We start from the raw sequence: 26,690 nt of genomic DNA on the forward strand, positions 1-26,690 counted from the left end.
TGCAGTGTCCCGTCAGACGGGCGGCCAGGGAATGGCCGGCCACTCGCCGCTCGGCTCGGGGTGTTTCCCGGAGTCCAGCAGCGCGTCGACCCGCGCGCGTGTGGCGTCGATCTCGGCGGGGGTGATCAGGGCGGCCAGCCGGGCGGCCAGGTCGCCCGTCAGGGCCTTCCTGAGCCCCTTCAGGACGTCGACCGCCTCTCCCGTCAGGGGCTCCCCCGCCCAGCCCCACAGCAGGGTCCGCAGCTTGTTCTCGACGTTGAAGGTCACGCCGTGGTCGATGCCGTAGAGGCGGCCGCCCTGACCGGGCAGCAGGTGGCCGCCCTTGCGGTCGGCGTTGTTGATCACCGCGTCGAGGACGGCGAGCCTGCGCAGCCGCTCGTCGTCCGCGTGGACCAGCAGCGCGGTCCTGCCCTCGCCGACCTCGGCGAGGGCGATGGCCTTCCAGCCGGGCTCGGGCTCCTCGCCGTCGACGAGGGCGAGCAGCTCACTGCCGGGCACGCCCTCGATCCACAGCTGGCACATGCCCTCGCCGAAGGGGCCGTCCCGCAGCACGGTGGGCGGCACCAGGCCCCAGCCGGTCGCCTCGGACACCTCGTAGGCGGCGACCTCGCGCTGGGCGAGGGTGCCGTCGGGGAAGTCCCACAGGGGCCGCTCGCCGCGGACCGGCTTGTAGACGCAGAGCGCCTCCTGCCCGTCGTACGCGACGGAGCAGTGCAGCACCGCGTTGGAGGCGTCCCGGATCTGCCCGCGTACCGTCAGCTCGCCGCGGGCGAGCAGCTCTGCCGGGGTCACGCTCCGCGGCGGTATCCGTTCTGGCGCGGACATACGTGTCCTTCCGGGTCGAGCGGGAGGCTGCACAGCGGGCACGGCGGCCGCCCCGCGTTGACGACGTCCAGGGCGCGCTTGGCGAAGGCCCGGGCCTGCGCGCCGGTGAGCCGGACCCGCAGCATCGGGGGCCCGTTCTCCTCGTCCTGGAGGAGTCTCTCCTCGGCCTCGGCGAGGTCCTCCTCGGAGTCGGCCTCCAGCTCCACGAGGGCCTGCGCCTCGACGATCATGCGCTGCTCCTCGCCGTCCCAGGCGAGGGCCATGGTGCCGACCCGGAACTCCTCCTCGATGGGGGTGTCGAGGGGAGCGGTGTCGGCGATCTCGGTGGGCGGCACGGCCGGTACGGAGGCACTGCCGCCGCTGCGGCGCACGACCTCGTCGAGGAGTTCGTCCATCCGCTCGGCGAGGGCGGCGACCTGTGTCTTCTCCAGGGCCACGCTGGTCACCCGGGGGCCGGCCGTGGCCTGGAGGAAGAACGTACGGCGTCCGGGCAGTCCGACCGTGCCGGCCACGAAGCGGTCCGGCGGGTCATAGAGGAACACCTGACGGGACACGTCCTGTCTCCATTGGATTCGTGAGTACGGGAACGACGGGAACGACGGAAGCGGTGGGAACGTCCATGCGTGAACGCGCTTGTGTGAACCGCTTCACCCTACTGCGCCCGACGATCACGGTGCGCCCGCACCACCACCGACCGGGGCGTCACCGCCCGCGGCCTCCTCGCGCGGCACCAGGGAGGCGAAGTCACCGGTGTCACCGAGGCGGACGAGAAACGGCCTGAGACGGGTGTAACGGATGACGGTGATGGAACACGGTTCGACAGAGATCCTCTGGAAGAGGTCGAGATGAAGTCCGAGTGCGTCGGCGACGAGCGACTTGATGATGTCGCCGTGCGAGCACATCAGATAGACCGCGTCGGCTCCGTGATCGCGCTCCACGCGCGCGTTCCACTCGCGTACGGCCTCCGCCGCGCGCGTCTGCATCGCCCGCATGGACTCGCCGCCGGGGAACGCGGCCGCCGACGGATGCGCCTGGACGACCTCCATGAGCGGCTCGTCCATGAGCTCGGCGAGCTTGCGCCCGGACCAGTCGCCGTAGTGGCACTCCCCGATGCGCTCCTCGCTGTGCGCCCGGAGACCGGGCCGGGCGTCGAGCAGCGGCTGGACCGTCTCCTGGCAGCGCTGCAGCGGGCTGGCGACGACCTCGGAGATCGGCACCCCTTCGAGCCGTCCGGGCAGCGCGGCGGCCTGGGCGGTGCCGCGCTCGTCCAGGGCGACCCCGGGCGTCCACCCGGCGAGCAGCCCCTCGGTGTTCGCGGTGGAGCGTCCGTGCCTGACAAGGATCAACGTGGGCATGCGGCCCAGGGTAGGCGTACGCCGGACCGCGGCGTCCTTCGAGCGAAGGGAGAACACGCTCCGTGATCGTCGACTGTGCCATCTACCGGGAGGGACGCCGTTCGGAGGGCCCCGAGGACCTGTCGGACGCGCTGGATCAGGCGCGCCTGGCGGGCGGGTTCGTCTGGATCGGGCTGCACGAGCCGACGGAGAAGGAGTTCGAGCTGGTCACCAAGGAGTTCGGACTGCATCCGCTGGCGGTGGAGGACGCCCTCAAGGCGCATCAGCGGCCCAAGCTGGAGGTGTACGACGACTCCCTGTTCGTGGTCCTCAAGCCGGTGGTGTACGAACCGGAGAGCGACACCGTGTCCACCGGCGAGGTCATGCTCTTCCTCGGCGACGCCTTCGTGGTGACGGTGCGTCATGGCGTGGGCTCGCCCCTGAAGGCCGTGCGGGAGCGTCTGGAGCGAGAGCCGAAGCTGCTCGGCAAGGGCCCCACCTCGGTGCTGTACGCGGTGGCCGACGCCGTCGTGGACCACTACCTGGAGGTGGCGACGGAGCTCGGGACCGATCTGGAGGAACTGGAGGCGGAGGTGTTCTCGCCGGACGGCGGCGGTTCCCGGGGCACCGCCTCGCGGATCTACACCTTCAAGCGGCAGATCCTGGAGTTCCGGCGGGCCACCGTCCCGCTGTCGATGCCGCTGACCCGGCTCGCCGGTGTGGGGACCTACGGCGGGACGGTGCCGTTCGTGAACGAGAAGGCGCGGCCCTTCTTCCGGGACGTCAACGACCATCTCGCGCGCGTGAACGAGTCGGTGGAGGGCCTGGACCGGCTGGTGTCGGACGTCCTGTCGGCGCATCTCGCGCAGATGAGCGTCCGGCAGAACGACGACATGCGGAAGATCTCCGCGTGGGCGGCCATGGCGGCGATCCCCACGATGATCGCGGGGATCTACGGCATGAACTTCGAGCACATGCCCGAGCTGCACTGGGTGTGGGCGTACCCGGCGGTGATCGCGCTGATGGGCGTGCTGGAAGTGCTGCTGTACCGGACGTTCAAGCGCCGGGGCTGGCTGTAGCGGGCGCTCCTCAGGCGAACTCGGGTGCCGAGGTGGCGGGTCCGCCGAGGGCGTCCCGGTGCTCCGGCGGCTTCAGGGAGACCATGCGGCGCCAGCCCGCGGCGCGTTCGTAGGCGTAGACGGCGTGGATGCCCGCGGCGAGGACGGCGGCCTTCGCGCGGGACCAGCCGAGGATGCGGCCCATGTGGGCCATCACCGCGAGGCTGACGTCCCGGTAGACGCGGATTTCGGCCAGCGCGCACTCCCTGAGCGTGCGCTGGATGGTGCGGCCGTGACCGGCGTGGGCGAAGCGCAGCAGTTCCTCGTGGCAGTAGGCGAGGTGGTTGTCCTCGTCGGCGGAGATCATCCGCACCGCCCGGCCGAGGTCGGGGTGGTCGGCGAAGTGCTTGCGCAGCAGTTCCATCTGCTCGGAGGCCCGCTGCTCGGTGACCCGGCTGTGGGCGAGGTAGGTGACGATGTCGTGCACGGTCAGCGGCTCGTCCCTGTTGAGCTTGTCGTGGGCGAGACCGATGCCGTGCTTCTCCAGGAGCATCGTGTAGTCCGTCTCCGGCGGGACCGGGACGGGTGCGAGACCGCGCTTCTTCATCAGGGCGTTGAAGATCCGCCCGTGCTTGTCCTCGTCGGCGCCGTGCCGGGTGATCTTGGGGGCCAGTGCGCGCTCGCTCGGCGGCACCAGGGCGGCGATCCGGGCGTTCTCCCAGCCGCCCTGGGACTCCCCGCTGGCCGCGATGGAGCAGAACAGCCGGAAGGACTCGTCGTGGTCGAGGATCTCCTGGAACAGACTCTTGGCCGAAAGCATCGTGGGGCACCTCTCTGCCGGACTCCGTGGCAATCCGCAAAGAACGAGTCAAGTGCGGCGGGAGGGGTGCTGCAACAGGTGTGCCGGACGACTCCGCCAAAAGGAGGACCACCGGTGTCACCACAGGGGCGTAACCGCACGGGTGCGGGCGCGTTGAACCGCGTGACGGCCGTGGCGGGGTCGACCCCCGAGCCCCCACCACGGCCGCGGAAGCCTCCGGCGGTGCGGCGGGACTCCCGTGAGGTTGGGGGGGAGGGAACCGACGCCGATTTGATGACGCCGACGTGCTGCGCCCTCCCCCGGTCCGGGGTCAGGCCAGGCCGGCGCGTTCCAGGGCCTCGGTGCCGGCGCGGAGGGAGGCGAGGCGCTCGTCGAGGGTGAAGCCGGCGGGGGCCAGGGTGAGGGTGGTGACGCCGGCCGCCGCGTACTCCTTCATCCGGTCGGCGATGCGGTCCACCGAACCGAGCAGCGTCGTCTTGTCGATCAGGTCGTGCGGGACGGCGGCCGCGGCGCCGTCCTTGTCGCCGGACAGGTACTTGTCCTGGATCTCGGCGGCCGCCGCCTCGAACCCCATGCGCTGGGCGAGCTGGTTGTAGAAGTTCTGCTTGCGGCTGCCCATGCCGCCCACGTACAGCGCGGTGTAGGGGCGGAAGGTGTCGGCGAGCCCGGTGACGTCCTTGTCGTCGCCGAGGGCGAGCGGCAGGGTCGGGCAGACGTCGAACCCGTCCAGACTCTTGCCGGCCTTCTCGCGCCCCGCCCGCAGGTACTGGATCGCGGTGTCCTCCAGGTGTTCGGCGGAGGGGAAGATCAGCAGGGCGCCGTCGGCGATCTCGCCGGTCTGCTCCAGGTTCTTCGGGCCGATCGCGGCGATGTACAGCGGGATGTGCTCACGCTCGGGGTGCACGGTCAGCTTGATCGGCTTGCCGGGGCCGCCGGGCAGGGGCAGCGTCCAGTGCTGTCCCTCGTAGGAGAGGCGCTCGCGCGACATGGCCTTGCGGACGATCTCGACGTACTCACGCGTGCGTGCCAGCGGCTTGTCGAACTTGACGCCGTACCAGCCCTCGGAGACCTGCGGCCCGGAGACGCCGAGGCCGAGGCGGAAGCGGCCGCCGGAGAGCGAGTCGAGGGTGGCGGCGGTCATCGCGGTCATCGCCGGCTGGCGGGCCGGGATCTGGAAGATGGCCGAGCCGACGTCGATGCGCTCGGTCTGGGCGGCGACCCAGGTGAGCACGGTCGCGGCGTCGGAGCCGTAGGCCTCCGCGGCCCAGCAGACGGCGTATCCGAGCCGGTCGGCCTCCTGGGCGACGGCGAGATTGTCCGCGTCCATTCCTGCGCCCCAGTAGCCGAGGTTGATCCCGAGCTGCATGGCCGATTCCCCTTACCGATCAGTAACGTCCTTGCCGCAGACCTTAGCGCGGCGGGCCCGCGCGGGGCAGGTCGCGGCCCGTGCCGGTGACCGGGCGGCCGCAACCGCTCAGGTGTCGCAATCCGTTGTCCACAGGCCCCCACGCGACAGGTTCTGGCCAGTAATCTCGGCGTTCATGGAGCAGAGGCATCTCGGCCGTACCGGCCTGCGCGTGTCCCGTATCGGACTCGGCACCCTCACCTGGGGCAGGGACACCGACGAGCACGACGCGGCGGACCTCCTGAAAACGTTCTGGGAGGCGGGCGGGACGCTGGTCGACACGGCGGACGTGTACGGCGACGGGGAGGCCGAGTACCTGCTCGGACGTCTCATAGAAGGCCTGGTCCCGCGCCGGGACCTGGTCATCTCCACCAAGGCGGGCAGCGTCCCTGACCCGGACGTCCGCGTCGACGGCTCGCGCGGCCACCTGCTCTCCGCGCTGGACGACTCGCTGGCCCGGCTCGGCACGGACTACGTCGACGTGTGGCACATCCACTCCTACGATGCCCACACCCCGCTGGAGGAGACGCTCCAGGCCCTCGACCTGGCCGTCAGCAGCGGCCGCGCCCGCTATGCCGGGGTCTCCAACTTCTGCGGCTGGCAGCTCGCCAAGGCGGGGACCTGGCAGTTGGCGGCGCCGGGGACGCGGACCAGGCTGGCCGCCACACAGCTGGAGTACTCGCTGTTGCAGCGCGGGGTCGAGCGGGAGGTGCTGCCGGCCGCGCTCGACCTGGGCATCGGTCTGCTGCCCTCCTCGCCGCTGGGCCGGGGCGTCCTGACGGGCAAGTACCGCAACTCCACGCCGGCCGACTCGCGGGGTGCCTCGGAGCATCTGGCGCCGTTCGTCGCGCCGTACCTCGACGACACCGCGAGCCACATCGTGGACGCGGTGACCACCGCGGCCGACGGACTCGCGGTGACGCCTCTCCAGGTGGCGCTCGCGTGGGTCCGGGACCGGCCCGGGGTGACCGCGCCGATCGTCGGCGCGCGCAACTCGCAGCAGCTCACGGCGGCGTTGTCAGTGGAGGCCCTTAGTCTTCCTGACGAGATCTGCCGGGCGCTCGACGATGTGTCGGCGCCCGTGCACCGCTATCCCGATCACGACTGGAGCACGCTGTGAGCACGGAGCCGGAGCCCACGGAGAAGACCGAGCCGGGGACGCGGGACGCCGCGCTCGAGCAGGAGGGCACGGAGGCAGCGCCGGAGCAGGAGGCGGACACCGGTGACGGCGTGAGTGAGGGCGGGGACCCCGTCGGCACCGACGCGGACGGGGCGGAGAAGGCGCGGCTGTCCGAGGCCGAGGCCGAGTTGGCGGCGCAGCGGATCGAGCGGGAGCGGATCGAGCGGCGCAAGGCCGAGAAGCAGGGGCCGGTCGAGAGCGGGGCCAAGCTCAGCGGGAAGGCGGCCGATCTCCTAGCCGCCGTACGGGCGGTGGAGAGCGGGGCCAAGCCCGTGGCCGCCGTCTTCAGCGAGCCCGAGCCACCGCGTCGGCCCGCCCAGGAGCCGGTGCGGTCCCGGCCGGTGTCGGCGCAGGCGGCCGGTGGCGCGGAGTCCGTCGGCGCGCCCGCGCCACAGACCGTGGAGGCCGTCCGGCGCGTGCTGGCCGAGGGCGGGGCGCCGGAGCCCCTCGCCGCCCAGGTCACCGCGGTCCTCGGGGAGGGGGCCGACGACGAGCTGCGGGCGGATCCCTGGCAGTTGCTGCGGGTCACGGGCGTACGCCCCGAGCAGGCCGACGGGTTCGCGCGGGCGCTGCTCGGCGCGGAGTGCGCGCCGGACGACGAGCGGCGGGGGCGGGCGGTCACCGTCTGGCTCCTGGAGCAGGCGGCGCTGGCCGGGCACACCGCGCTGGAGATGCCGGCGCTGACCGCCGCACTGGCCCAGCGGGGTGTGCCGGACGCCGACGCGGCCGTGCAGAGCACGATCGCCGAGGCCGAGGCCCTGGTCTTCCAGGACGCCCTCGACCCGGCGGCCCCTGAGCCCGCGGAGGACGACGAGGAGGGTGCCGAGCGTCCGGTCCGGATCCTGGTCGGCCTGGAGCGGTACGCCCTCGCGGAGGAGAGCCTCGCCGACGGGCTGGCCCGGCTGATCAACTCCGTGCCCAAGGAGGACGGTTCGGCCGAGGACTGGGAGCGTGCCGCGGCCTCGGCCAAGGGCTCGGCCGCCGAGCTGATCCGCGCGGTCGCGGCGGGCGGCCTGGTCCTGCACACCGGCGGCGAGGCCTCCCTGGCGGAACCGGCGGCGCTGCTGGCGGCGGCGCGGGGGCTGGGGCTGCGGGCCTGGGCGGCCACCCACAGCCCTCTGGGGCGCGACCGCTTCGGCGCCCTGCTCGAAGCGGACTCCCACGCCCCCGCCCGGCAGGTCGCCACCGTCGCCGGACTCCTCTCCGGTGCCGAGGGGCCCGGACGGGACGCCGACGGGGCGTTCGACCTCGATCTGCTCGTCGTGCTCGACGCGCCCCAGCTGGACGTCGAGACGGCCGCGCTGCTCGTGGAGTCCCTGCCGGACGGGGCACGGCTGGTGCTGGGCGGGGATCCGGCGGTGCTGTGGTCGGTGGGACCCGGACGGGTGTTCGCGGATCTGCTGGCCGCCCGGATCTGTCCGCAGGTCGCCTCGCGCAGGCCGGACCCCGGGCCGCTGGGCGAGCTGGTCTCCGGGATCGGCATCGGTGAGCTGAACCAGGTCGAGGCCCCCGGCAAGGAGGTCGTGATCGTGCCGGTGCGGGACGCGGGAGAGGCCGTGCACCGGACCGTGCAGCTGGTCGCGGACTCGGTGCCGCGGGCGATCGGGGTCCCCGCCGAGGAGACCCAGGTGATCACCCCGGGCCACGGCGGCGCCGCCGGCACCCGCGTCCTCAACGCGGCCCTGAAGGAGCGCCTGAACCCCGGTCCGGGCCGCTTCGGCGGGTTCGACCCCGGCGACCGCGTCGCCTACTCCCCCGCTCCGGGCCGTACGCTCCCGGGCCGGGTGGTGCGCGCCGACGCGGAAGGATTGCATCTGAGCTGCGCCGGCGAGCCCGTGGTCGTACCGAAGGAGCGGGTGGAGCAGTCCGTGCGGCACGGCTGGGCCCTGACCGCGCACCAGGCGGTGGGCGGCCGCTGGCCCGCGGCGGTCGTGGTGCTGCCCGGGGACGCGGCGCAGGCCCTCAGCCGGCCGTGGGTCTACACGGCGTTCGGCCGGGCGGACCGCCATCTGTCCGTGGTGCACGGCGTGGAGCAGGCCCTGCCGAGGGCGGTCGCCGAGATCCCCGCCAAGCCCCGGACGACCCGGCTGCCCATCCTTCTCAGGACCCAGTCGCCGACGGCCGGCTGACCGCCCGGAAAGCAAAAGGAGCGCGGCCCCGGAGATCGTCTCCGGGGCCGCGCTCCCCCGCGTCAGCGACGGTCCACGTCGCTCCCCCGCGTCAGGGACGGTCCACGTCCAGCGGTTCCAGATCGTCGTCCGCGCCGTCGGGCCCGTCCGCGTCGTCGTCGAGGTCGTCGTCGAACACCGCGCTGACGTCGAACCGGCACACCACCCGCTCGACGTCGACCTGCTCGAACGGCGTCTCCAGCCACTCCCCCGGCTCGGCCGGTTCGTCCGCCGCGGTCACCCACAGCGTGGAGTCGCCCTCCTCCAGGCCGAACTCCTTGTGCCGGGAGGCGATCTCGTCGGGTTCGAACTCGCCGAACAGTACTTCCAGCGCACCGTGCACCGTGCCGGAGGCCTCCGTGCCGAGCCCCTCGTCGGCCGCCTCGACGCGCTGGGCCTGCGCCAGCAACCGCTGGGGCTCGACCACGGCGTAGTCGCGGCGGATCAGCACGCTCAGCGCGTTCGGCTCCTCGGGGCCGGTGTACGGCGGGGCGTCCTCCGCGCCCGGGATCTCGAAGGGGGTGACCTCGTCGTAGCGGTCGTAGAGCAGCTCGTCGTACACCTCGGCGGCCGCGGCCAGTTCGTTGAAGGCCTCGTAGACGGCGGGGTCGTCCTCCCCCGACCTGCGTTCGACCGCGGCCAGGTGGCGGTCGAGCGCGGTCTTGACCGCCTCGGCGGCGGCACGTACCTCGGCAGCGGTGGGCTGCACAGCATCAGACATAGTGCAGACGCTATCCGTAGCGGGCCCCGGCCCGCACAATAGATGCGATGCCGGAATACGAATTTGTCGACGTGTACGTACCGCGGGGGGTCTCCCGCAAGGACGCCACACGTCTGCTGACGGACCATGCCGAGTACGGACACTGGGAGTTGGACCGACTGAGTCTGATGCGCGACGGCAGCCGCAGGGTGCGGTTGCGCCGGCGGATCATCCGCCAGGTGCGTGCCACGTGGTGAGACAGGACGAACGGAGTGGGCCCCGCCGAGGCGGGGCCCACTCCGTTGCACGCGGTATGTCCTAGGCCGAGGCCCGTGCCCTGCGGTACAGGACCGCGCCCGCGAGCAGCGCCCCGGCGCCCACCGGGAGGACCAGCCCGATCGGCAGGTCGCTGCCGGTCCGCGCGAGCTGCGCGCCGCCCAGCGGCTGGGCGACCGACTGGGTCCCGGGGTGGTTGCCGCCGCCCGGGGCTCCGCCGCCCGCCGCGGGCGGGGTGGCCGGGGAACCGGGGTGGCCGGGCTCCACCGGGTCGCCCGGGTGACCGGGGTTGCCGGGCTGCGTCGGGGTGCCGGGCTGTTCCGGCGAGCCCGGCGATCCCGGCGGGGTGTGCTGCCCGGCGCCCGGTCCGCCGGCGCAGTCGTTGCCCATGGCCGGGTTGCCGATGCCGATGACATCGACGCTGTTGCCGCAGGCGTTCACCGGGGCGTCGACCGGCACCTCGACGTGGTTGCCGGAGCCCACGCCGGGCGAGCCACCGGTGTGACCGCCGGCGTGCGAACCACCGGAGCCACCAGGGCCGCCGGAGCCGCCGTGGCCGTGTCCTCCGTGACCGCCGCCGTGGCCCGCGGAGCCGCCCGGACCGGCGTGTCCGCCGGGGGTGCCGCTGCCGCCGCCCTTGTTGGCGCAGCTGTTGCCCATCGCGGGGTTGAGGACCCCGACGACGTTCACGGTGTTGCCGCACGCGTTGACCGGCGCGTGCACCGGTGCCGACACCGTGTTGCCCGAGAGCACGCCGGGAGAGTTCGCGCTCGATCCGCTCGCGCCCGCGTCCGCGTGGGCGGCGCCTCCGGCGGCGGCGATCACTCCGGTGGCGGCCGCCACTGTCATCAGGCCCTTGCGGGTGACTTGTCGCATGTACCTAATCCCTGCTTTCGACCTTGTCTCGAAATTCCGCCGTATCGCGGTTCTTTTTCTTTTCGAAAAGGCCGGTCGGCCCCGGAGCGCATGGCTTGCACTCCGGGGCCGACGGGCTCATCCCTGTTAACTAAGGGCGAGGCACAACGTCACTTGTTGATGCAGGTGTTGCCGAAGGCGGGGTTCAGCAGGCCGATCACGGAGACCGTGTTGCCGCAGACGTTCACCGGGACGTGAACGGGAACCTGCACGACATTGCCGGACAGCACGCCCGGGGAGCCCACAGCGGCACCCTGCGCACCCGCATCGGCGACGGCAAGGCCCGCGCCCGCGAGAACCAGGCCACCAGTAGCAGCCGCAGCGGCGACGACCTTCTTGATCATTATTCCTCCTTGTTGGCAATGCGATCCCAAGCAGCGGATCACATGAGTTGTAACGAGGAGGGAGTAATGGGGATACGAGCTTATGAGCGCATTCACCCTTCCCGGCCGATCTCGCACGCGCGGCCGAATAGGCGCGTCAACACAAGTCAGCTCGCGTCGATGAACCGGTCGAGAACCCGCACGCCGAACTTCAGCCCGTCCACGGGCACCCGCTCGTCGACACCGTGGAACATCCCGGCGAAGTCCAGCTCCGGAGGCAGCTTCAGCGGCGCGAAGCCGAACCCGCGGATGCCGAGCTCGTCGAAGGACTTGGCGTCGGTGCCGCCGGAGAGCATGTAGGGGATCGCCTTGGCGGCCGGGTCCTCGGCGACCAGCGCGGACTGCATGGCGTCCACGAGCGCGCCGTCGAAGGTGGTCTCGACGGCCTTGTCGGAGTGCACGTCCTCGCGCCTGACCTTGGGGCCGAGGATCTTGTCGAGGTCGGCGAGGAACTCCTCCTCGTGGCCGGGCAGGAAGCGCCCGTCGACGTGCGCGGTGGCCTCGCCCGGGATGACGTTGACCTTGTAGCCGGCGCCGAGCTGGGTGGGGTTGGCGGTGTTGCTCAGGGTCGCGCCGATGAGCTTGGCGATACCGCCGAGCCGGGCGAGCGTGCCCTCCATGTCCTCGGGGTCCAGCTCGGTGCCGAGCGCGTCGCCGAGTTCGTCGAGGAAGGCCCGGGTCGTCTTGGTGACCCGTACCGGGAACTTGTGCCGGCCGAGCCGCGCGACCGCCTCCGACAGCTCGGTGATGGCGTTGTCCCGGTGGATCATCGAGCCGTGCCCGGCGGTGCCGGCCACGGTCAGCTTCATCCAGTGCATGCCCTTCTCGGCCGTCTGGATCAGATAGAGCCGGCGCTGCTCGTTGACCGTGAAGGAGAAGCCGCCGACCTCGCTGATCGCCTCGGTGACGCCCTCGAAGAGGTCGGGGTGGTGGTCGACGAGGTGCCGGGCGCCGTACGTGCCGCCGGCCTCCTCGTCCGCGAGGAACGCGAGGACGATGTCCCGGGGCGGCCTGCGGCCGCTGCGCAGCCGGTCGCGGACGACCGCCAGGGTCATCGCGTCCATGTCCTTCATGTCGACCGCGCCCCGGCCCCACACGCACCCGTCCGCGACCTCGCCGGAGAACGGGTGGTGGGTCCAGTCCTGCGCGTTGGCCGGTACGACGTCGAGGTGGCCGTGGATCAGCAGGGCCGGCCTGGACGGGTCCTCGCCCGCGATCCGGGCCACCGTGGAGGCGCGGCCGGGGTGCGACTCGAAGATCTGCGGGTCGAGCCCCACCTCGGCGAGCTTGCCCGCGACCCACTCGGCCGCCTTGCGCTCACCGGGGCCGGAGTGGTCGCCGTAGTTGCTGGTGTCGAAGCGGATCAGCTCGCGGCAGAGGTCCACGACCTCGTCCTCGCCGGTGACGCCCCTGGCCGTGTCCGTGTCGCTCACGCTGTTCCTCCCGCTGTCACTGCTGGTGGTTGCCCTCATCCTCTCTCCGTGACCCGGTCGGCCCCAAGACCGGGCCCGGCCCGTCACACCCCGTTCACGCGCGTCCCCGGGAGGGGACGGGGGGTGATCGGGGCCCCTCGAAAGCCTGGTAATGTTTCCTTCGTCGCCGCGGGGAGGACCCCGCACGACAGACACCTTGTCCGGGTGGCGGAATGGCAGACGCGCTAGCTTGAGGTGCTAGTGCCCTTTATCGGGCGTGGGGGTTCAAGTCCCCCCTCGGACACCAGCCGAATCCCCCCGGCCGCTCGGCGGCCGGGGGGATTCGTCGTTTCCGTTCCCTTGCTCGCTGTATGTGGGGCATCTCTCGCTCGGTGTGAAGGTCAGCAGGTCAGCGGCCTGGGGGAAGTGCACCTCACCCCCGGACGGCCCCTCCCGGGTCGCCGTTCAGACGGCTCGAACCTAGCGTCGTACTAAAATTTCCGGCTTGTTACGAGCTGGAGCCGGACAACCCCAGGCAGACCTGCGGGCCCGCCAGCGCCCCGGGGGCTCCGGGATCGAGACGCGAGGACCGATGGCAGCCATAGACGAGAGCAGCGCTCTCGGCCTGCTCAACGAAGAGCTCAGCGCAGAGATCCGCGAACAGTTCGGCGACACCGCCCGTTTCTCCGGGGGCCCGGCGGCCTCCCCCCGCACGCTCGTCGACGTCTTCGACGCGTCCGTGCGGTCCTACCCCGACGAGCTCGCCCTGGACGACGGGACGACCCGGCTCACCTACCGCGCGCTGGCCGCCGAGGTCGAGCGGCTGCGGCGGCGGCTCGCCGCGGCCGGGGTCGGGCGCGGGGACCGGGTGGGCGTCCGGGTGCCGTCCGGCACCAATGACCTCTACGTCGCGATCCTCGCCGTACTGGCCGCGGGTGCCGCCTACGTCCCCGTGGACGCCGAGGACCCCGACGAGCGGGCCGAGCTGGTGTTCGGGGAGGCGGAGGTCCGGGCCGTGGTGGGCGCCGGACACGAGCTGACCGTGAACGGACGCGGCGAGGTCCCCGCCGCCCGGCCCGGTGTCGAGCACGACGCCTGGATCATCTTCACCTCCGGTTCCACCGGCAAACCCAAGGGTGTCGCCGTCTCGCACCGCAGCGCCGCCGCCTTCGTGGACGCCGAGGCCGCGCTGTTCCTCACCGACGACCCCATCGGTCCCGGTGACAGGGTCATGGCGGGGCTGTCGGTCGCCTTCGACGCCTCCTGCGAGGAGATGTGGCTGGCGTGGCGGTACGGGGCCTGTCTGGTGCCGGTGCCGCGTGCGCAGGTCAGGAGCGGGGCCGACCTCGGGCCCTGGCTGGTCGAGCAGGAGATCACCGTCGTCTCGACCGTGCCGACGCTCGCCGCGCTGTGGGAGCCCGAGACGCTCAACGACGTACGCCTGCTGATCTTCGGCGGCGAGGCCTGCCCGCCCGAGCTGGCGCAGCGGCTGGTCACCGAAGGGCGCGAGGTGTGGAACACCTACGGCCCCACCGAGGCGACCGTGGTGGCCTGTGCCTCGCTGATGAGCGGCGAGGAGCCGATCCGGATCGGTCTGCCGCTGGACGGCTGGGAGCTGGCCGTCGTGGACGAGGCCGGGGAGCCCGTGCCGATGGGCGCGAGCGGGCAGCTGGTGATCGGCGGGGTCGGCCTGGCCCGGTACCTGGACGCCGAGAAGGACGCGGAGAAGTACGCGCCGCTCGAGTCCCTGGGCTGGGAGCGGGCCTACCGCAGCGGTGACCTCGTGAAGGCGGAGCCCGAGGGGCTGGTCTTCCTCGGGCGGGCCGACGAGCAGATCAAGCTCGGCGGCCGGCGGATCGAGCTCGGTGAGGTCGACGCGGCCCTGCAGGCGCTGCCGGGGGTCGCGGGAGCGGCGGCCGCCGTGCGCACCGCCCGCAGCGGCAACCAGCTCCTCGTCGGGTACGTCGTCACGCAGGACGGCTGGGACCAGGCGGCGGCCGTGGCGAAGCTGCGGGCCGAACTGCCCGCCGCGCTGGTGCCGTTGCTGGCTCCCGTCGACGACCTGCCGACCCGGACCTCCGGCAAGGTGGACCGCAACGCGCTGCCGTGGCCGCTGGAAGGGCTCGAAGCGGCGGTGAAGACGGAGGAGTTGTACGGCACCGAGGCCTGGCTCGCCGAGCAGTGGGCCGAGGTCCTCGGCATCCCGGTCTCCGGCGCCCGTGACGACTTCTTCGCGATCGGCGGATCCAGCCTGGCCGCCGCCCAGTTGACCACGCGGCTGCGCACCCGCTACCCGAGCGCGGCCGTCCTGGACGTCTACCAGCAGCCCACGCTGCGGAAGCTGGCCCGGCACCTGGAGGAGTCCGCGCAGGACGACGGGGCGGCGCGGGTGGTCGCGCCGGTGCCGCTGCGGTCCCGGGCGATCCAACTTCTGCTCCTGCTCCCCCTGTTCACGCTGATGGGACTGCGGTGGATGGTGCCGCTGGCCGCCGTCGGCAACCTCCTGCCGTCCTACGGCTGGCTGCCGACCGCCTCCTGGTGGCTGATCGGCGCGGGGGCGCTCGCCCTGTTCAGCCCGCCGGGGCGGCTCGCTCTGGCGGCGGGCGGGGCCCGGCTGCTGCTGCGCGGCGTCCGGCCCGGCCGCCACCCGCGCGGTGGCAGCGTCCATCTGCGCCTGTGGACCGCCGAGCGGCTCGCCGAGTTCACCGGGGCGACCTCGCTGACCGGCTCCTGGCTGGAGCGGTACGCGCGGGCGCTCGGTGCCAAGGTCGGTCCGGACGTGGATCTGCACTCGCTGCCGCCGGTCACCGGCATGCTCAAGCTGGGCCGGGGCGCGGCCGTGGAGTCCGAGGTGGACCTGTCCGGCTGGTGGCTGGACGGCGACCGGCTGGAGATCGGCCAGGTCAAGGTGGGCGCGCACGCCGTCGTCGGCACGCGCAGCATGCTCTTCCCTGGCGCCCGTGTCGGCAAGCGAGCCGAGGTGGCGCCGGGTTCGGCGGTCACCGGTCAGATCCCGACCGGTCAGCGCTGGGCGGGCGCGCCCGCGGTCAAGCTGGGCAAGGCCAAGCGCAACTGGCCGAAGGAACGGCCGGCGCGGGGCACGTACTGGCGGGTGATGTACGGCCTCACCGGTCTCGCGCTGACCCTGCTCCCCGTGCTGGCGGGCGGGGCGGCCTTCCTCGTCGCGCGTCCCCTGCTCGCCGGGGAGGCTCCGCTGCGGGGCGCCTTCCTCGCGCTGGTCCCGGCCACGCTCGCCTTCGGGCTGGCGTACGCGCTGCTGCTCCTGGTCCTTGTGCGGCTGCTCAGCCTCGGGCTGCGGGAGGGGACGTATCCGACGCACAGCAGGGTCGGGTGGCAGGCGTGGACCGTGACGCAGTTGATGGACCGCTCGCGCGAGACGCTGTTCCCGCTGTACGCCGGCCTGGTCACGCCGGTGTGGCTGCGGCTGCTCGGGATGCGGATCGGGCGCGGGGCCGAGGTGTCCACCGTGCTGGCGCTGCCGAGTCTGACGACGGTCGGTGAGGGCGCCTTCCTGGCCGACGACACCCTGACCGCGCCGTACGAGCTGGGCGGCGGCTGGGTGCGGATCGGGCGCGCGGAGATCGGGCGGCGGGCGTTCCTCGGGAACTCCGGGATGACCGCGCCGGGGCGCAGCGTGCCGGACGGCGGGCTCGTCGGGGTGCTGTCGGCGACGCCGAAGAAGGCGAAGAAGGGCACGTCGTATCTGGGGCTGCCGCCGGTGAAGCTGCCGCGCAGCGCGGCCGACAGCGACCAGAGCCGGACGTACGAGCCGTCGGCGGGGCTGCTGTGGGCGCGCGGTCTGGTGGAGCTGTGCCGGATCGTGCCGGTGTTCTGCTCGGCCGGGCTCGCGGTGCTGACGATCGCCGCGCTGTGCGTGCTGGGGCCGTGGGCCTGGCTGCTCGCCGGAGCGGTGCTGCTCGCGGCCGGTGCGGTGGCGGGGCTGGTGTCGATGGTCGCGAAGTGGCTGCTGGTGGGGCGGCACCGCAGCGGGGAGCACCCGCTGTGGAGCGGCTTCGTGTGGCGCAACGAGCTCGCGGACACCTTCGTCGAGGTGCTGGCGGTGCCGTGGCTGGCGGGTTCGGTGCCCGGTACCCCGGTGCTGACGGCGTGGCTGCGCGGGCTCGGCGCGAAGATCGGCAAGGGCGTCTGGGTGGAGAGCTACTGGCTTCCGGAGACCGATCTGGTGACGCTGGAGGACGGGGCGACCGTGAACCGCGGGTGCGTCCTGCAGACCCACCTCTTCCACGACCGGATCTTGCGGACGGATACTGTTGTTCTCCGTGAGGGCGCCACGCTGGGCCCTGGCGGGATCGTGCTGCCCGGCAGCACGATCGGGGCCCGCACCACGCTGGGCCCCGCGTCGCTCGTCATGGCCGCGGAGTCCGTCCCGGACGACACCCGCTGGCTCGGCAACCCGATCGAGGCATGGCGGCCCTGAACGCGGGCCACTCGGAGCCGGTGAGCGGTGCACCGGCGGATCCGAGTGGCAGTGCGGCGCAGGGAGCGGAAGCGGCAGTGGCAGTTCAGCAGGCGGCGGGTTCGGACCCGTACTTCCCGGACCACGGTGACGCCCGGTACCGGGTGCACCGCTACGAGCTCGCGCTGGACTACCGCCCCGCCCCCAACCGGCTGGCCGGGAGCGCCCGGATCAACGCCATAGCGGGTCGCTCGCCGCTCGCCGAGTTCCTGCTCAACCTCTCCGACTTCAAGATCGGCCGGGTTCGGGTGGACGGCCGGCCGGCGCACTACACGCACCGGGGCGGGAAGCTGCGGGTCCGGCCGGCGAAGCCGGTGCGACCCGGGGCCGCGTTCACGGTCGAGGTGCACTGGTCGGGCAACCCGAAGCCGGTGCACAGCCCTTGGGGCGGGCTCGGCTGGGAGGAGCTGGAGGACGGGGCGCTGGTGGCCAGCCAGCCGATCGGGGCACCGTCCTGGTACCCGTGCAACGACCGGCCCGCGGACAAGGCGTCGTACCAGATCTCGGTCACCACGCCGTCGGCCTACGCGGTCGTGGCGGGCGGCCGGCTGCTGACCCGGACGACCAAGGCGTCCACGACGACCTGGGTGTACGAGCAGGCCGCTCCCACCTCCAGCTATCTCGTCGGGCTGGCGATCGGCAAGTACCAGACGGTGCTGCTGGGCGACCCGGGTCCGGGCGGGGTGCCGCAGCACGGGCACATCCCGGCACACCTGCTGCCGCAGTTCTCGCGGGACTTCGCCCGGCAGCCGCAGATGATGGAGCTGTTCCAGGAGCTCTTCGGGCCGTATCCGTTCGACGAGTACGCCGTCCTCGTCACGGAGGAGGAGCTCGATGTGCCCGTCGAGGCCCAGGGGTTGTCGCTGTTCGGCGCCAACCACGTGGACGGGGCCCGGGGTTCGGAGCGGCTGGTGTCGCACGAGCTGGCGCACCAGTGGTTCGGCAACAGCGTGTCCATCGCCGACTGGCGGCACATCTGGCTGAACGAGGGGTTCGCCAAGTACGCCGAGTGGCTGTGGTCGGAGCGCTCGGGTGGCCGTTCGGCACAGCAACTGGCCGGTGCCGCGCACCGGTTGCTGTCCTCGCTCCCGCAGGACCTGCGGCTGGCGGACCCGGGCCGCAAGTCGATGTTCGACGACCGGCTCTACGAGCGCGGTGGGCTCACCGTGCACGCGATCCGCTGTGCGATGGGCGACGAGGCGTTCTTCCGGATGCTGCGCGGCTGGGCCGGGCTGCACCGGGGCGGTGCGGTGACCACCTCGACGCTCACGGCCCACGTCAACCGGTTCGCGGACGAGCCGCTGACCGGGCTGTTCGACGCGTGGGTGCACGGCACTGCGCTGCCGCCGCTGCCGACACTGGGTCCGGCCCGGCCGGCGCACCCGCCGACCAACACCGGGACGGTGCAGCCATGACCCGGCGTGCCGTACGGCAGCGGCCCGGCTGCCCCTGTGGTCTGCGGAAGACGTACGACGACTGCTGCGGGCGCTTCCTCCGGGGCGAGTCGGCGCCGCCCACGGCCGAAGCGCTGATGCGGTCGCGCTACAGCGCCTTCGTGAAGCTGGAGCGGGAGTACCTGCTGCGCACCTGGCACCCCCGGACCCGTCCCGGGGCGCTGGATCTCGACGCGGGTGTGCGCTGGGCCGGTCTGGAGATCCTGGAGACGACCGACGGCTCGGCCTTCCACTCCACCGGCACGGTGACCTTCCGGGCGTCGTTCAAGGGCGGCTCGCTGCACGAGCGCAGCCGTTTCGAGCGGGTGGACGGGGCCTGGGTGTACGTGGACGGGGAGTTCCTGGACTAGGGGGCGAGGATGTCCAGCTCCTGGAGCGCGCCCTCCGCGATCTCGCGGGTCAGGGCCTCCGCGTGGCCCGCGTCGCCGGCGCGGATCGCCTCGGCGAGCCGGACGTGCAGGGTGACGGCGGCCGGGTCGGGGTCCTCGAACATGACCTCGTGCCGGGTGCGGCCGGTGAGGACCTCGGCGACGACGTCCCCGAGGCGGGCGAACATCTCGTTGCCGGAGGCGTTGAGGATCACCCGGTGGAAGGCGATGTCGTGGAAGAGGTAGCCCTCCAGGCGGTGGCCCTTGGAGTTGGCGACCATGCCGAGTGCGCACTCGGTGAGTTCGGCGCACTGCTCGGCGGTCGCGTGCTTCGCGGCCAGGCCCGCCGCCACGGGCTCGATCGCCGAGCGCAGCACGGTCAGTGAGCGCAGCTGCTGCGGACGGTCGGTGCCGGCCAGCCGCCAGCGGATGACCTGGGGGTCGTAGACGTTCCACTCGGCCTTCGGGCGGACCGTCACGCCCACCCGGCGGCGGGACTCGACCAGGTGCATGGACTCCAGGACCCGCACCGCCTCGCGCATCACGGAGCGTGAGACGTCGAAACGCTGGGCGAGTTCGTCGGTGCGCAGAACGCTGCCCGGCGGGTACTCGCCCGCGGTGATCGCGGGGCCGAGGGCGTCCAGTACGCGTCCGTGCAGCCCGCGGCCCAATGTGCTCATGCACTCAGCGTACGGGGCGCGTCACGCCGAGAAAAAGTCAGACTTATTTGTCACAGGGTCTTGATTAGTCCTACCTAATCGGTTTCAGTTGCTCGACATCGAAGGTGTCGACGAAGACAGCAGACAGTGAGGCAGCGATGAGTACCCCGAAGGTCGTCGTGGTCATGGGCGTCGCGGGAACCGGCAAGACCACCGTCGGTCCCCTGCTCGCCGCCCGGCTCGGTGTCCCCTACGCCGAGGGCGACGACTTCCACCCGCCGGCCAACATCGCCAAGATGTCGGCCGGCACCCCGCTCACCGACGACGACCGGTGGCCGTGGCTCGACGCCATCGGCTCCTGGGCGCACGGGCGGGCGGGGCTCGGCGGGGTGGTCAGCTGCTCGGCGCTGAAGCGGTCCTACCGCGACCGGCTGCGGGCCGAGGCGCCCGGGGTCGTCTTCGTGCACCTGGCGGGCGACCGCTCCCTCATCGAGGACCGGATGTCGCACCGGCAGGGGCACTTCATGCCCACCGCACTGCTGGACTCGCAGTTCGCCACGCTCCAGCCCCTCCAGGAGGACGAGGCCGGGGTCGTGGTGGACGTCTCCGGCAGCCCGGAGGACATCACCGGGCGGGCCGCGAAGGCGCTCGCCGAACTCCCGTAGCACCCCTTTCCGAAGAACGTCCCCGTACCTGCAAGGGAAACCCCCGTGACCAGACTCAGCGTCGAGTTGCTGGCAGCGGACGCACCCGAGCCGATCACCTCGGCCGGTCACGCCCAGCTAGGCATCGCCGTCCTGGCGGGCATCGCCGTCATCGTGCTGCTCATCACCAAGTTCAAGCTCCACGCCTTCCTGTCGCTGACCCTGGGCACGCTCGTGCTCGGCGCGGTCGCCGGAGCGCCGCTCGACAAGGCCATCGCAAGCTTCACCACCGGGCTCGGCACCACGGTCGCCGGCGTCGGTGTGCTGATCGCCCTCGGCGCGATCCTCGGCAAGATGCTCGCCGACTCGGGCGGCGCCGACCAGATCGTCGACACCATCCTGGAGAAGGCGGGCGGCCGTTCGATGCCGTGGGCGATGGTCCTGATCGCCTCCGTCATCGGTCTGCCGCTGTTCTTCGAGGTCGGCGTCGTGCTGCTGATCCCGGTCGTGCTGATGGTCGCCAAGCGCGGCAACTACTCCCTGATGCGCATCGGCATCCCGGCTCTCGCGGGCCTGTCCGTCATGCACGGCCTGGTGCCGCCGCACCCCGGCCCGCTGGTCGCGATCGACGCCGTCGACGCCAACCTCGGTGTCACGCTCGCGCTCGGCGTCCTGGTCGCCATCCCGACGGTGATCATCGCCGGTCCGCTGTTCTCGCGGTACGCGGCCCGCTGGGTGGACGTGCCGGCCCCGGACCGGATGATCCCGCAGCGCGCCTCGGAGGAACTGGAGAAGCGCCCGGACTTCGGACCCACGCTGGCGACGATCCTCCTCCCGGTCGTGCTGATGCTGTCCAAGGCACTGGTCGACATCGTGATCGACGACCCCGAGAACCTCACCCAGCGCGTCTTCGACGTCGTCGGCTCCCCGATGATCGCCCTGCTGGCCGCGGTCCTCGTGGGCATCTTCACGCTGCTGCGCCCGGCCGGCTTCGGCAAGGACCGGCTCTCCCCGCTCGTCGAGAAGGGCCTCGCGCCCATCGCCGGCATCCTGCTGATCGTCGGCGCGGGCGGCGGCTTCAAGCAGACCCTGATCGACTCCGGTGTGGGTCAGATGGTCCTGGACATATCCAAGGACTGGTCGATCCCGGCCCTCCTGCTGGCCTGGCTGATCGCGGTGGCGATCCGGCTCGCGACCGGCTCGGCGACGGTGGCCACGATCTCCGCGGCCGGTCTGGTCGCCCCGCTCGCGGAAGGCATGTCGACCGGGGAGACGGCCCTGCTGGTCCTCGCCATCGGCGCCGGCTCGCTCTTCTTCAGCCATGTCAACGACGCCGGGTTCTGGCTGGTCAAGGAGTACTTCGGCCTGGACGTCGGTCAGACGGTCAAGACCTGGTCGATCATGGAGACGATCATCTCGGTGGTCGCCGGCGGCCTGGTGCTGCTGCTGTCACTGGTCATCTAGGCGTACGGCCACGAGGCACCCGGGGCGGGCGAGGCGCGGTTTCCGGCCTCGCCCGTCGCCGTTGCCGTCGCGGGCCCGGGAACCGGTGCCGGGGTGCTTTAGAGTCCCTCGCATGCGGCGAACGACGGGACTGGTGACGGCCGGGGCTGCGGTCCTGGTCTGGGGCGAGTGGCTGAACCGGCGCTGGTCCCGTGGACTGGTGGGCGACGGCCGGGGCGCCTCCTCGGCCGTGGTGGTCCTGGGATACCGCAACCCCGGGGACAGGGCGAACCTGATCAACCGGTGGCGGGTCCGTGCCGGAATCCGCTCCCTGGGCGCCGACGGTGGGCACGGGGCCCGTCTGATCCTCAGCGGCGGAGCGACCGGCAGCGGCGCGACGGAGGCCCGGCTGATGGCCGACTACGCGCAGTCGGTGCTCGGGTTCGACGGTCCGGTGCTCCTGGAGGACCGGTCCACGACGACGTGGGAGAACATCACGAACGTGATCCCGCTGCTCGAGGACGTGGACCGCATCAGGATCGTCTCCCAGCCCGCGCACGCGCTCAAGGCCCGCGCCTACCTGCGGCGGCAGCGCCCGGACCTGGCGCAACGGCTGGTGCGCGCGGACGACTACCGTCCCGGCGAATGGATCGCCGTCAAACCGCTGCTGGCGCTGTACGGACTGTGGACCCTGCGCGGCCTGCGCGCCGACGAGCGGAAGGGCCACCCTGGCGGGCCGGTGGCCTGACGTCAGGCTACGGCCGCCACAGGGGATGTTCCCGCTCCGCCCACTCCCGGCTCACCGACCCCGTCCGCAGTCCCCGCCGTGCCTCCGGGTCGCCCAGCGCCATGCCGATGTGGCCCGCGAGGACGATGCCGATGGTGAGGGCGAGCCAGTCGTGGACGAAGGTCGCGCTGGTGCGCCACTGGATCGGGGTGAGGTGGGTGAACCACATCAGCAGGCCGGTGCCCAGCATCACCAGGGTCGCCCCGGCGATCCAGGCGGCGTAGACCTTCTGGCCCGCGTTGAACTTGCCCGCGGGGCGGGAGGTCCGGCGCTTGTCGCGGTGCAGGGCGGCCCGCAGCCAGACCCGGTCGTGCGGGCCGAAGCGGTTCAGGAAGCCCAGGTCGGAGCGGAAGGCGCGGGAGGCCAGACCCAGCAGGACCGGTACGGGCAGGGCGAGGCCCGCCCACTCGTGGACGCGGACCACCAGCTCGCGGCGGCCGACGAGTTCGGCGAGCTGGGGAACGTACAGACAGGCGGCCGTCGCCACGCAGACGCCCATCAGGGCCGCGGTCGTGCGGTGGACCCACCTCTGGCTGCGGCCGAAACGCCGGACGCGGGTCGGCGAGGGGGCGTCAACTCGTAGGCTCATCGTCCCGCCCGTTCGATCGGCCGACCCAGGCATCCACGTCGTAGCCCCGGTCCTCCCAGTACCCCGGCTCCACGTCCTCGGTGACGGTGATGCCGGACAGCCACTTGGCGGACTTGTAGAAGTACATCGGGGCCACGTAGAGGCGGACCGGGCCGCCGTGGGAGTGGCCGATGTCCTTGTCCTGCATGCGCAGGGCGACCAGGACGTCCGGGCGGCGGGCCTGGTCGAGGGTGAGGCTCTCGGAGTAGGCGCCGTCGAAGCAGGTGAAGCGGACGGCGCCCGCCTTGGCGCGCACCCCGGCGGCATCCAGCAGCTCGGAGAGCCGTACGCCTTCGAACGGCGTGTCCGGGACCCGCCAGCCCGTCACGCACTGCACGTCCTTGACCAGCCGGGTCTGGGGCATCGCCCGCAGGTCGGCCAGGGTGTACGTGCGGGGGCGGGAGACCAGGCCGTCGATCTTGAGCTGGTAGTTCCCGGCGTTCTTGTGCGGCACCGACGACGTCACCGAGTAGTAGCGGAAGCCGCCGCCATTGGGGAGCAGGCCCGTCAGACCGGTGGGGTCCTTGTCGGCGGCGCTGCCGAGGAAGGCCTCCAGGCCGCGTTGCAGGGTGGGCGCGGCGACCACGCCGAGGGCGCCCAGGCCGAGGGTGCCGAGGAGGACGCGGCGGCCGATCGGCGTACCGCGCTGTTCCTCGGGCTGTTCCGAGTTCACCTCACCATTCGAACACCCGCGATGCCCGCGGAGCCAGGAATCGCGGGTGCTCGTCAGACTTCCGTAACCACTTCTCACGGCGTTCTCAGGCGGTCACGATGCCTCTTCGGCCGCCTTCTCCAGCTGGAACGCCTCGTTGCCGAGCCCGATCCGGGCGTGCGCCTCGGGCCTGCGGGCCCGCAGCAGCAGGCCCTGCGTCAGGCCCACCAGCACGGCCAGTCCGATGATGCCGGGCAGCACCCAGCTGAGCGCGGAGTCCGGGCCCGCGCCGACCAGGACGTCGAAGTCCTTCACCGTGTAGACGGCGATCACCAGCAGGGCGGTCCCCGCGAGGGCGGAGGTGACCAGGCGCCAGGCCTGGGCGCCCGCGGCACCGCGCCGGACGAAGAAGACGACCACGGAGGCGGAGGCGGCCGCCATCAGCAGGATCACGCCGAGGGAGCCGATGTTGCCGAGCCAGGTGAACAGGTGCAGGACCGGCACGGTCGGGTCGCCCGTGGGCTTGTCGTCGGCGATCGCGAAGACCGCGATGACCAGGACGGACACGGCCGTCTGGAGCAGCGAGCCGGTGCCGGGCGCGCCGCTCGCGCTGTTGGTGCGGCCGAAGGCGGCGGGCAGCAGGCCCTCGCGGCCCATGGCGAAGGCGTAGCGGGCGACGACGTTGTGGAAGCTGAGCAGCGCCGCGAACATGCCGGTCACGAAGAGGAAGTGCAGCACGTCGGTGAAGGTGGTGCCGAGGCGGTCCTCGGTGAGGCCGAAGAGCAGTCCCGCGCTCTGCTTCTGAGCCGCGCCGACGATGGCCGAGGGGCCGGTGGCGACGGTGAGGGCCCAGCTGCTGAGCGCGAAGAACACGGCGACGCCGCCGACGGCGAGGAACATCACGCGCGGGACGAGCACATGCGGGCGGCTGGTCTCCTCGGCGTAGACGGGCGCCTGCTCGAAGCCGGTGAAGGCGGCGATGCAGAAGCACAGGGCGGTGGCGACGCCCGCGCCGCTGAGGGTGTCCGGGTTGAAGGCGTGCAGGGACAGGCCCTCGGCCGCCGGGTCGGCGACGGCGGAGATGTCGAAGATGACGACCAGGGCGACCTCGATGATCAGCAGAACGCCGAGCACGCGCGCGTTGACGTCGATCTTCAGCCAGCCGAGCGCTCCTACCACCAGGGCGGCCACCAGGGCCGGTATCCACCAGGCCACCGACAGGTCGGCGTAGGTGGCGAACAGCCCGGAGACCTCGAAGCCGAAGATGCCGTAGATGCCGACCTGAAGGGCGTTGTAGGCGACGAGGGCGACCAGGGCGGCGGCGGCGCCGGCGGTGCCGCCGAGGCCGCGGGAGATGTAGGCGTAGAAGGCGCCCGCGTTGTGGACGTGCCGGCTCATCTCGGCGTAGCCGACGCTGAACAGGACGAGCACGATGCCGAGCACGACGAACAGGAGCGGCTGGCCGACGATCCCCATCACCGCGAATGTGGTGGGCATGACACCCGCGACGACCATGAGGGGCGCGGTCGCCGCCAGGACGGAGAGCAGCAGGCCCCCGGTGCCGAGCCGGCCGGCCCGCAGCGCGCGCTCCTGCCCCTTGAACGTACTGATGTCCGGTCTGCTCTTGCTGGAACTCTCGGTGGTCATGGGGACCGTCCTTCTGGGGTTCGGGGGTGTCACACCGTGCCGAGCGCATGGTCGCGGGCGGCACGGAAGGCGGAGTACGGCTCGCGGTCCGGATAGGACCAGGGGGCCGGGGTGGGGCGTTCGCCGATGCGGTGGAAGAGGGCGGCGGCCTCGGCGCCGCGGCCCTCGCAGACCTTCGCGTGGGCGAGGAAGTTGAGGTCGACCAGGCGGCGCGGGTGGCCCTCGTGCTCCCATTCCAGCCACCAGTCGAAGGCCGCCTTCATCACCTGGCGGGCCCGGCGTCCGGTCCAGTGGCCGGAGGCGGCGGGGTCGTGCGGCTCGTGTCCGGCGGCGGCCAGGGCGCGGTAGCGCTCGGCGTGCGCGATGACCGGCAGGATCGCCAGCGGTGAGTCGGCGGGGGCCTGCTCGGCGGCCCAGTTGGCGAAGTCGTAGACCTCGTGCAGCGGGTCGGGGCCCGCCTCGGCGCGGCGCTCGGCGAGCCGGGCGACCATCAGATGGTGGGCGTGGTGGTGGTCGGCGTGCCGCCGCCGGATCTCGCCGAAGACCTCCGCCACCTCGTCGGCCGCCCCGAGGTCGCGCTCCAGCAGGAGCAGGCCGAGCCAGGGGGTGGGGTCGGCGGGCGCGAGACGGGCCGCGTTCCGGCAGGCCTCCCGGGCCGCGGCGGGCTTGCCCTTGCCGCGCCGGACGCGCTGCACCAGGGCGAGGGCGAGCAGCACGGCGGCGTCGGCGGAGTCCGGCTCGGCCACCAGCCAGTCCCCCGCCCAGGCGTCGCTGTACGGCTCGGCCGCGAGCACCGTGACGCGGTGCCCCCGTCGGTCCCAGTCATCGCCCGTCCGGGTGAGCAGCGCCCGGGCCGCCTGCCACCTGCCCTGCGTCAACGCGGCGCGCGCGTCGATGAGTTCGGCGTCGTCGAGGGCCGCGTCGAAGGCCTGGGAGGCGCGTTTCCGGCCGCGGCCGAAGGGGGGTGGGGGCGGAGGCGGGGACACCGTGTGGGTTTTCCTCACGGGACGGAGTGGGGCGGGGGGGTGACGGGAGTGTGCTTCGGTGATGCGTGGGAGGTGGCGGGTGCAGTGGGTGGGCTGTGGCAGGTGTGGTGGATGGGGCGGAGGGGGCGCCTGCGGGGATGCGGGCAGGACGATCGGCGACGGGGCCGGTCGGTGACTGATTCGCACCGCCATCGACTGATCACGGACAGCCAACCCCCCGCCAATGGTTTGCGTCAAGGGTGGACAGCGCGTTACACGCGTCAACTCTCCATACTTGAGAGGAAGTTGTGGCGAAGCGGTGCTGGTGGGAACAGGTCAATGCCCCGCGTCTGTGGCGTACGCCATGGCGGCGCTCTCCCGCGCACCGCACCATGGCAGGACACCCCGCCACCGAGAAGAGTTCGGTGGCCGAGTCGACGGCCCGAATCCGGGTACTCCCAGGGGCAAG

General features: G+C 72.3%; 24 protein-coding genes and 1 tRNA gene. 11 read left to right on the forward strand and 14 right to left on the reverse strand.

The window, feature by feature from the left end; all coding sequences use genetic code 11:
* Nucleotides 1-12: 12 nt before the first annotated feature.
* The 3 genes from M2163_RS13755 to M2163_RS13765 form a co-directional block, all read right to left on the reverse strand.
* Nucleotides 13-825, reverse strand: coding sequence for an SCO1664 family protein (locus M2163_RS13755; protein ID WP_280852504.1), 813 nt, complete (start codon nt 823-825; stop codon nt 13-15).
* Complete coding sequence (locus M2163_RS13760) at nt 789-1,379, reverse strand: DUF3090 domain-containing protein (protein WP_280852503.1); 591 nt, start codon at nt 1,377-1,379, stop codon at nt 789-791. Before M2163_RS13760 ends, M2163_RS13755 begins: the two co-directional genes overlap by 37 nt.
* A gap of 114 nt (nt 1,380-1,493) precedes the next feature.
* Entirely contained in the window at nt 1,494-2,180 is a 687-nt protein-coding gene (locus M2163_RS13765; RefSeq protein ID WP_037715383.1) for a histidine phosphatase family protein, read from the reverse strand.
* 62 nt (nt 2,181-2,242) lie between these two features.
* Here M2163_RS13765 and corA point away from each other — a divergent pair, with 62 nt between their 5' ends.
* Nucleotides 2,243-3,238 carry a magnesium/cobalt transporter CorA gene (gene corA, locus M2163_RS13770; protein ID WP_280894087.1) on the forward strand — a complete coding sequence of 332 codons (996 nt, stop codon included), beginning with the start codon at nt 2,243-2,245 and terminating at the stop codon, nt 3,236-3,238.
* Between the two features lie 10 nt (nt 3,239-3,248).
* Here the strand turns inward: corA and M2163_RS13775 are convergent, their stop codons facing one another.
* Nucleotides 3,249-4,037, reverse strand: coding sequence for a ferritin-like domain-containing protein (locus M2163_RS13775; RefSeq protein ID WP_280894088.1), 789 nt, complete (start codon nt 4,035-4,037; stop codon nt 3,249-3,251).
* A gap of 310 nt (nt 4,038-4,347) precedes the next feature.
* The gene (locus M2163_RS13780) at nt 4,348-5,403 is read right to left on the reverse strand and encodes an LLM class F420-dependent oxidoreductase (protein ID WP_280852501.1); all 1,056 of its coding nucleotides are present in this window, start codon (nt 5,401-5,403) and stop codon (nt 4,348-4,350) included.
* Nucleotides 5,404-5,578: 175 nt separating this feature from the next.
* Here M2163_RS13780 and M2163_RS13785 point away from each other — a divergent pair, with 175 nt between their 5' ends.
* Nucleotides 5,579-6,562: an aldo/keto reductase gene (locus M2163_RS13785; protein ID WP_280894089.1), complete on the forward strand. Its 984-nt coding sequence runs from the start codon at nt 5,579-5,581 to the stop codon at nt 6,560-6,562.
* Nucleotides 6,559-8,751 carry a helix-hairpin-helix domain-containing protein gene (locus tag M2163_RS13790; protein ID WP_280894090.1) on the forward strand — a complete coding sequence of 731 codons (2,193 nt, stop codon included), beginning with the start codon at nt 6,559-6,561 and terminating at the stop codon, nt 8,749-8,751. Before M2163_RS13785 ends, M2163_RS13790 begins: the two co-directional genes overlap by 4 nt.
* 91 nt (nt 8,752-8,842) lie before the next feature.
* Here M2163_RS13790 and M2163_RS13795 read toward each other — a convergent pair whose 3' ends face one another.
* Nucleotides 8,843-9,511, reverse strand: a complete 669-nt coding sequence (locus M2163_RS13795; protein WP_280852498.1) for a hypothetical protein — start codon at nt 9,509-9,511, stop codon at nt 8,843-8,845.
* Between the two features lie 47 nt (nt 9,512-9,558).
* Between M2163_RS13795 and M2163_RS13800 the strand changes: the two genes are divergently transcribed.
* Complete coding sequence (locus M2163_RS13800) at nt 9,559-9,747, forward strand: DUF5703 family protein (protein ID WP_007380901.1); 189 nt, start codon at nt 9,559-9,561, stop codon at nt 9,745-9,747.
* Between the two features lie 61 nt (nt 9,748-9,808).
* Here M2163_RS13800 and M2163_RS13805 read toward each other — a convergent pair whose 3' ends face one another.
* From M2163_RS13805 to M2163_RS13815, 3 genes are all read right to left on the reverse strand, one after another.
* On the reverse strand, nt 9,809-10,642 hold the full coding sequence (locus M2163_RS13805; protein WP_280894091.1) for a chaplin family protein: 834 nt from the start codon (nt 10,640-10,642) through the stop codon (nt 9,809-9,811).
* Nucleotides 10,643-10,791: 149 nt separating this feature from the next.
* Nucleotides 10,792-11,025, reverse strand: a complete 234-nt coding sequence (gene chpH, locus M2163_RS13810) for a chaplin ChpH (protein ID WP_007380902.1) — start codon at nt 11,023-11,025, stop codon at nt 10,792-10,794.
* 146 nt (nt 11,026-11,171) lie between these two features.
* On the reverse strand, nt 11,172-12,497 hold the full coding sequence (locus M2163_RS13815) for a M20/M25/M40 family metallo-hydrolase (protein WP_280852496.1): 1,326 nt from the start codon (nt 12,495-12,497) through the stop codon (nt 11,172-11,174).
* Between the two features lie 198 nt (nt 12,498-12,695).
* On the opposite strand from M2163_RS13815, the gene M2163_RS13820 reads away from it, so the two are divergent.
* From M2163_RS13820 to M2163_RS13835, 4 genes are all read left to right on the forward strand, one after another.
* A tRNA-Leu gene (locus M2163_RS13820) sits at nt 12,696-12,783 on the forward strand.
* Between the two features lie 285 nt (nt 12,784-13,068).
* The gene (locus tag M2163_RS13825; RefSeq protein ID WP_280894092.1) at nt 13,069-16,935 is read left to right on the forward strand and encodes a Pls/PosA family non-ribosomal peptide synthetase; all 3,867 of its coding nucleotides are present in this window, start codon (nt 13,069-13,071) and stop codon (nt 16,933-16,935) included.
* 77 nt (nt 16,936-17,012) lie between these two features.
* Nucleotides 17,013-18,389, forward strand: coding sequence for a M1 family metallopeptidase (locus M2163_RS13830; protein WP_280894093.1), 1,377 nt, complete (start codon nt 17,013-17,015; stop codon nt 18,387-18,389).
* Complete coding sequence (locus M2163_RS13835) at nt 18,386-18,778, forward strand: YchJ family metal-binding protein (protein ID WP_280894094.1); 393 nt, start codon at nt 18,386-18,388, stop codon at nt 18,776-18,778. The genes M2163_RS13830 and M2163_RS13835 overlap by 4 nt, the downstream gene beginning before the upstream one ends.
* On the opposite strand, the gene M2163_RS13840 is transcribed toward M2163_RS13835, so the two are convergent.
* A complete protein-coding gene (locus tag M2163_RS13840) occupies nt 18,775-19,476 on the reverse strand; it encodes a FadR/GntR family transcriptional regulator (RefSeq protein WP_280852492.1) in 702 nt (233 codons plus the stop codon). The two genes, M2163_RS13835 and M2163_RS13840, sit on opposite strands and share 4 nt — an antisense overlap.
* A gap of 137 nt (nt 19,477-19,613) precedes the next feature.
* Here M2163_RS13840 and M2163_RS13845 point away from each other — a divergent pair, with 137 nt between their 5' ends.
* The 3 genes from M2163_RS13845 (at nt 19,614) to M2163_RS13855 (ending at nt 22,290) form a co-directional block, all read left to right on the forward strand.
* Nucleotides 19,614-20,120, forward strand: a complete 507-nt coding sequence (locus tag M2163_RS13845) for a gluconokinase (protein WP_280852491.1) — start codon at nt 19,614-19,616, stop codon at nt 20,118-20,120.
* Nucleotides 20,121-20,165: 45 nt separating this feature from the next.
* Complete coding sequence (locus M2163_RS13850) at nt 20,166-21,563, forward strand: gluconate:H+ symporter (protein ID WP_280894095.1); 1,398 nt, start codon at nt 20,166-20,168, stop codon at nt 21,561-21,563.
* Nucleotides 21,564-21,675: 112 nt separating this feature from the next.
* Complete coding sequence (locus tag M2163_RS13855) at nt 21,676-22,290, forward strand: YdcF family protein (RefSeq protein ID WP_280852489.1); 615 nt, start codon at nt 21,676-21,678, stop codon at nt 22,288-22,290.
* A gap of 7 nt (nt 22,291-22,297) precedes the next feature.
* Here the strand turns inward: M2163_RS13855 and M2163_RS13860 are convergent, their stop codons facing one another.
* The 4 genes from M2163_RS13860 to M2163_RS13875 all read right to left on the reverse strand — a co-directional run bounded on the left by M2163_RS13860 (nt 22,298) and on the right by M2163_RS13875 (nt 26,242).
* Entirely contained in the window at nt 22,298-22,918 is a 621-nt protein-coding gene (locus tag M2163_RS13860) for a cytochrome b/b6 domain-containing protein (protein WP_280852488.1), read from the reverse strand.
* Nucleotides 22,902-23,630: a molybdopterin-dependent oxidoreductase gene (locus tag M2163_RS13865; RefSeq protein ID WP_280852487.1), complete on the reverse strand. Its 729-nt coding sequence runs from the start codon at nt 23,628-23,630 to the stop codon at nt 22,902-22,904. The genes M2163_RS13860 and M2163_RS13865 overlap by 17 nt, the downstream gene beginning before the upstream one ends.
* Nucleotides 23,631-23,723: 93 nt before the next feature.
* Complete coding sequence (locus M2163_RS13870) at nt 23,724-25,256, reverse strand: APC family permease (RefSeq protein ID WP_280894096.1); 1,533 nt, start codon at nt 25,254-25,256, stop codon at nt 23,724-23,726.
* A 29-nt stretch (nt 25,257-25,285) separates the two neighbouring features.
* Nucleotides 25,286-26,242, reverse strand: coding sequence for a hypothetical protein (locus M2163_RS13875; protein WP_280894097.1), 957 nt, complete (start codon nt 26,240-26,242; stop codon nt 25,286-25,288).
* Between the last annotated feature and the right edge of the window lie 448 nt (nt 26,243-26,690).

It is taken from the genome of Streptomyces sp. SAI-135 (assembly GCF_029893805.1).
In the GTDB taxonomy this organism is placed as follows: domain Bacteria; phylum Actinomycetota; class Actinomycetes; order Streptomycetales; family Streptomycetaceae; genus Streptomyces.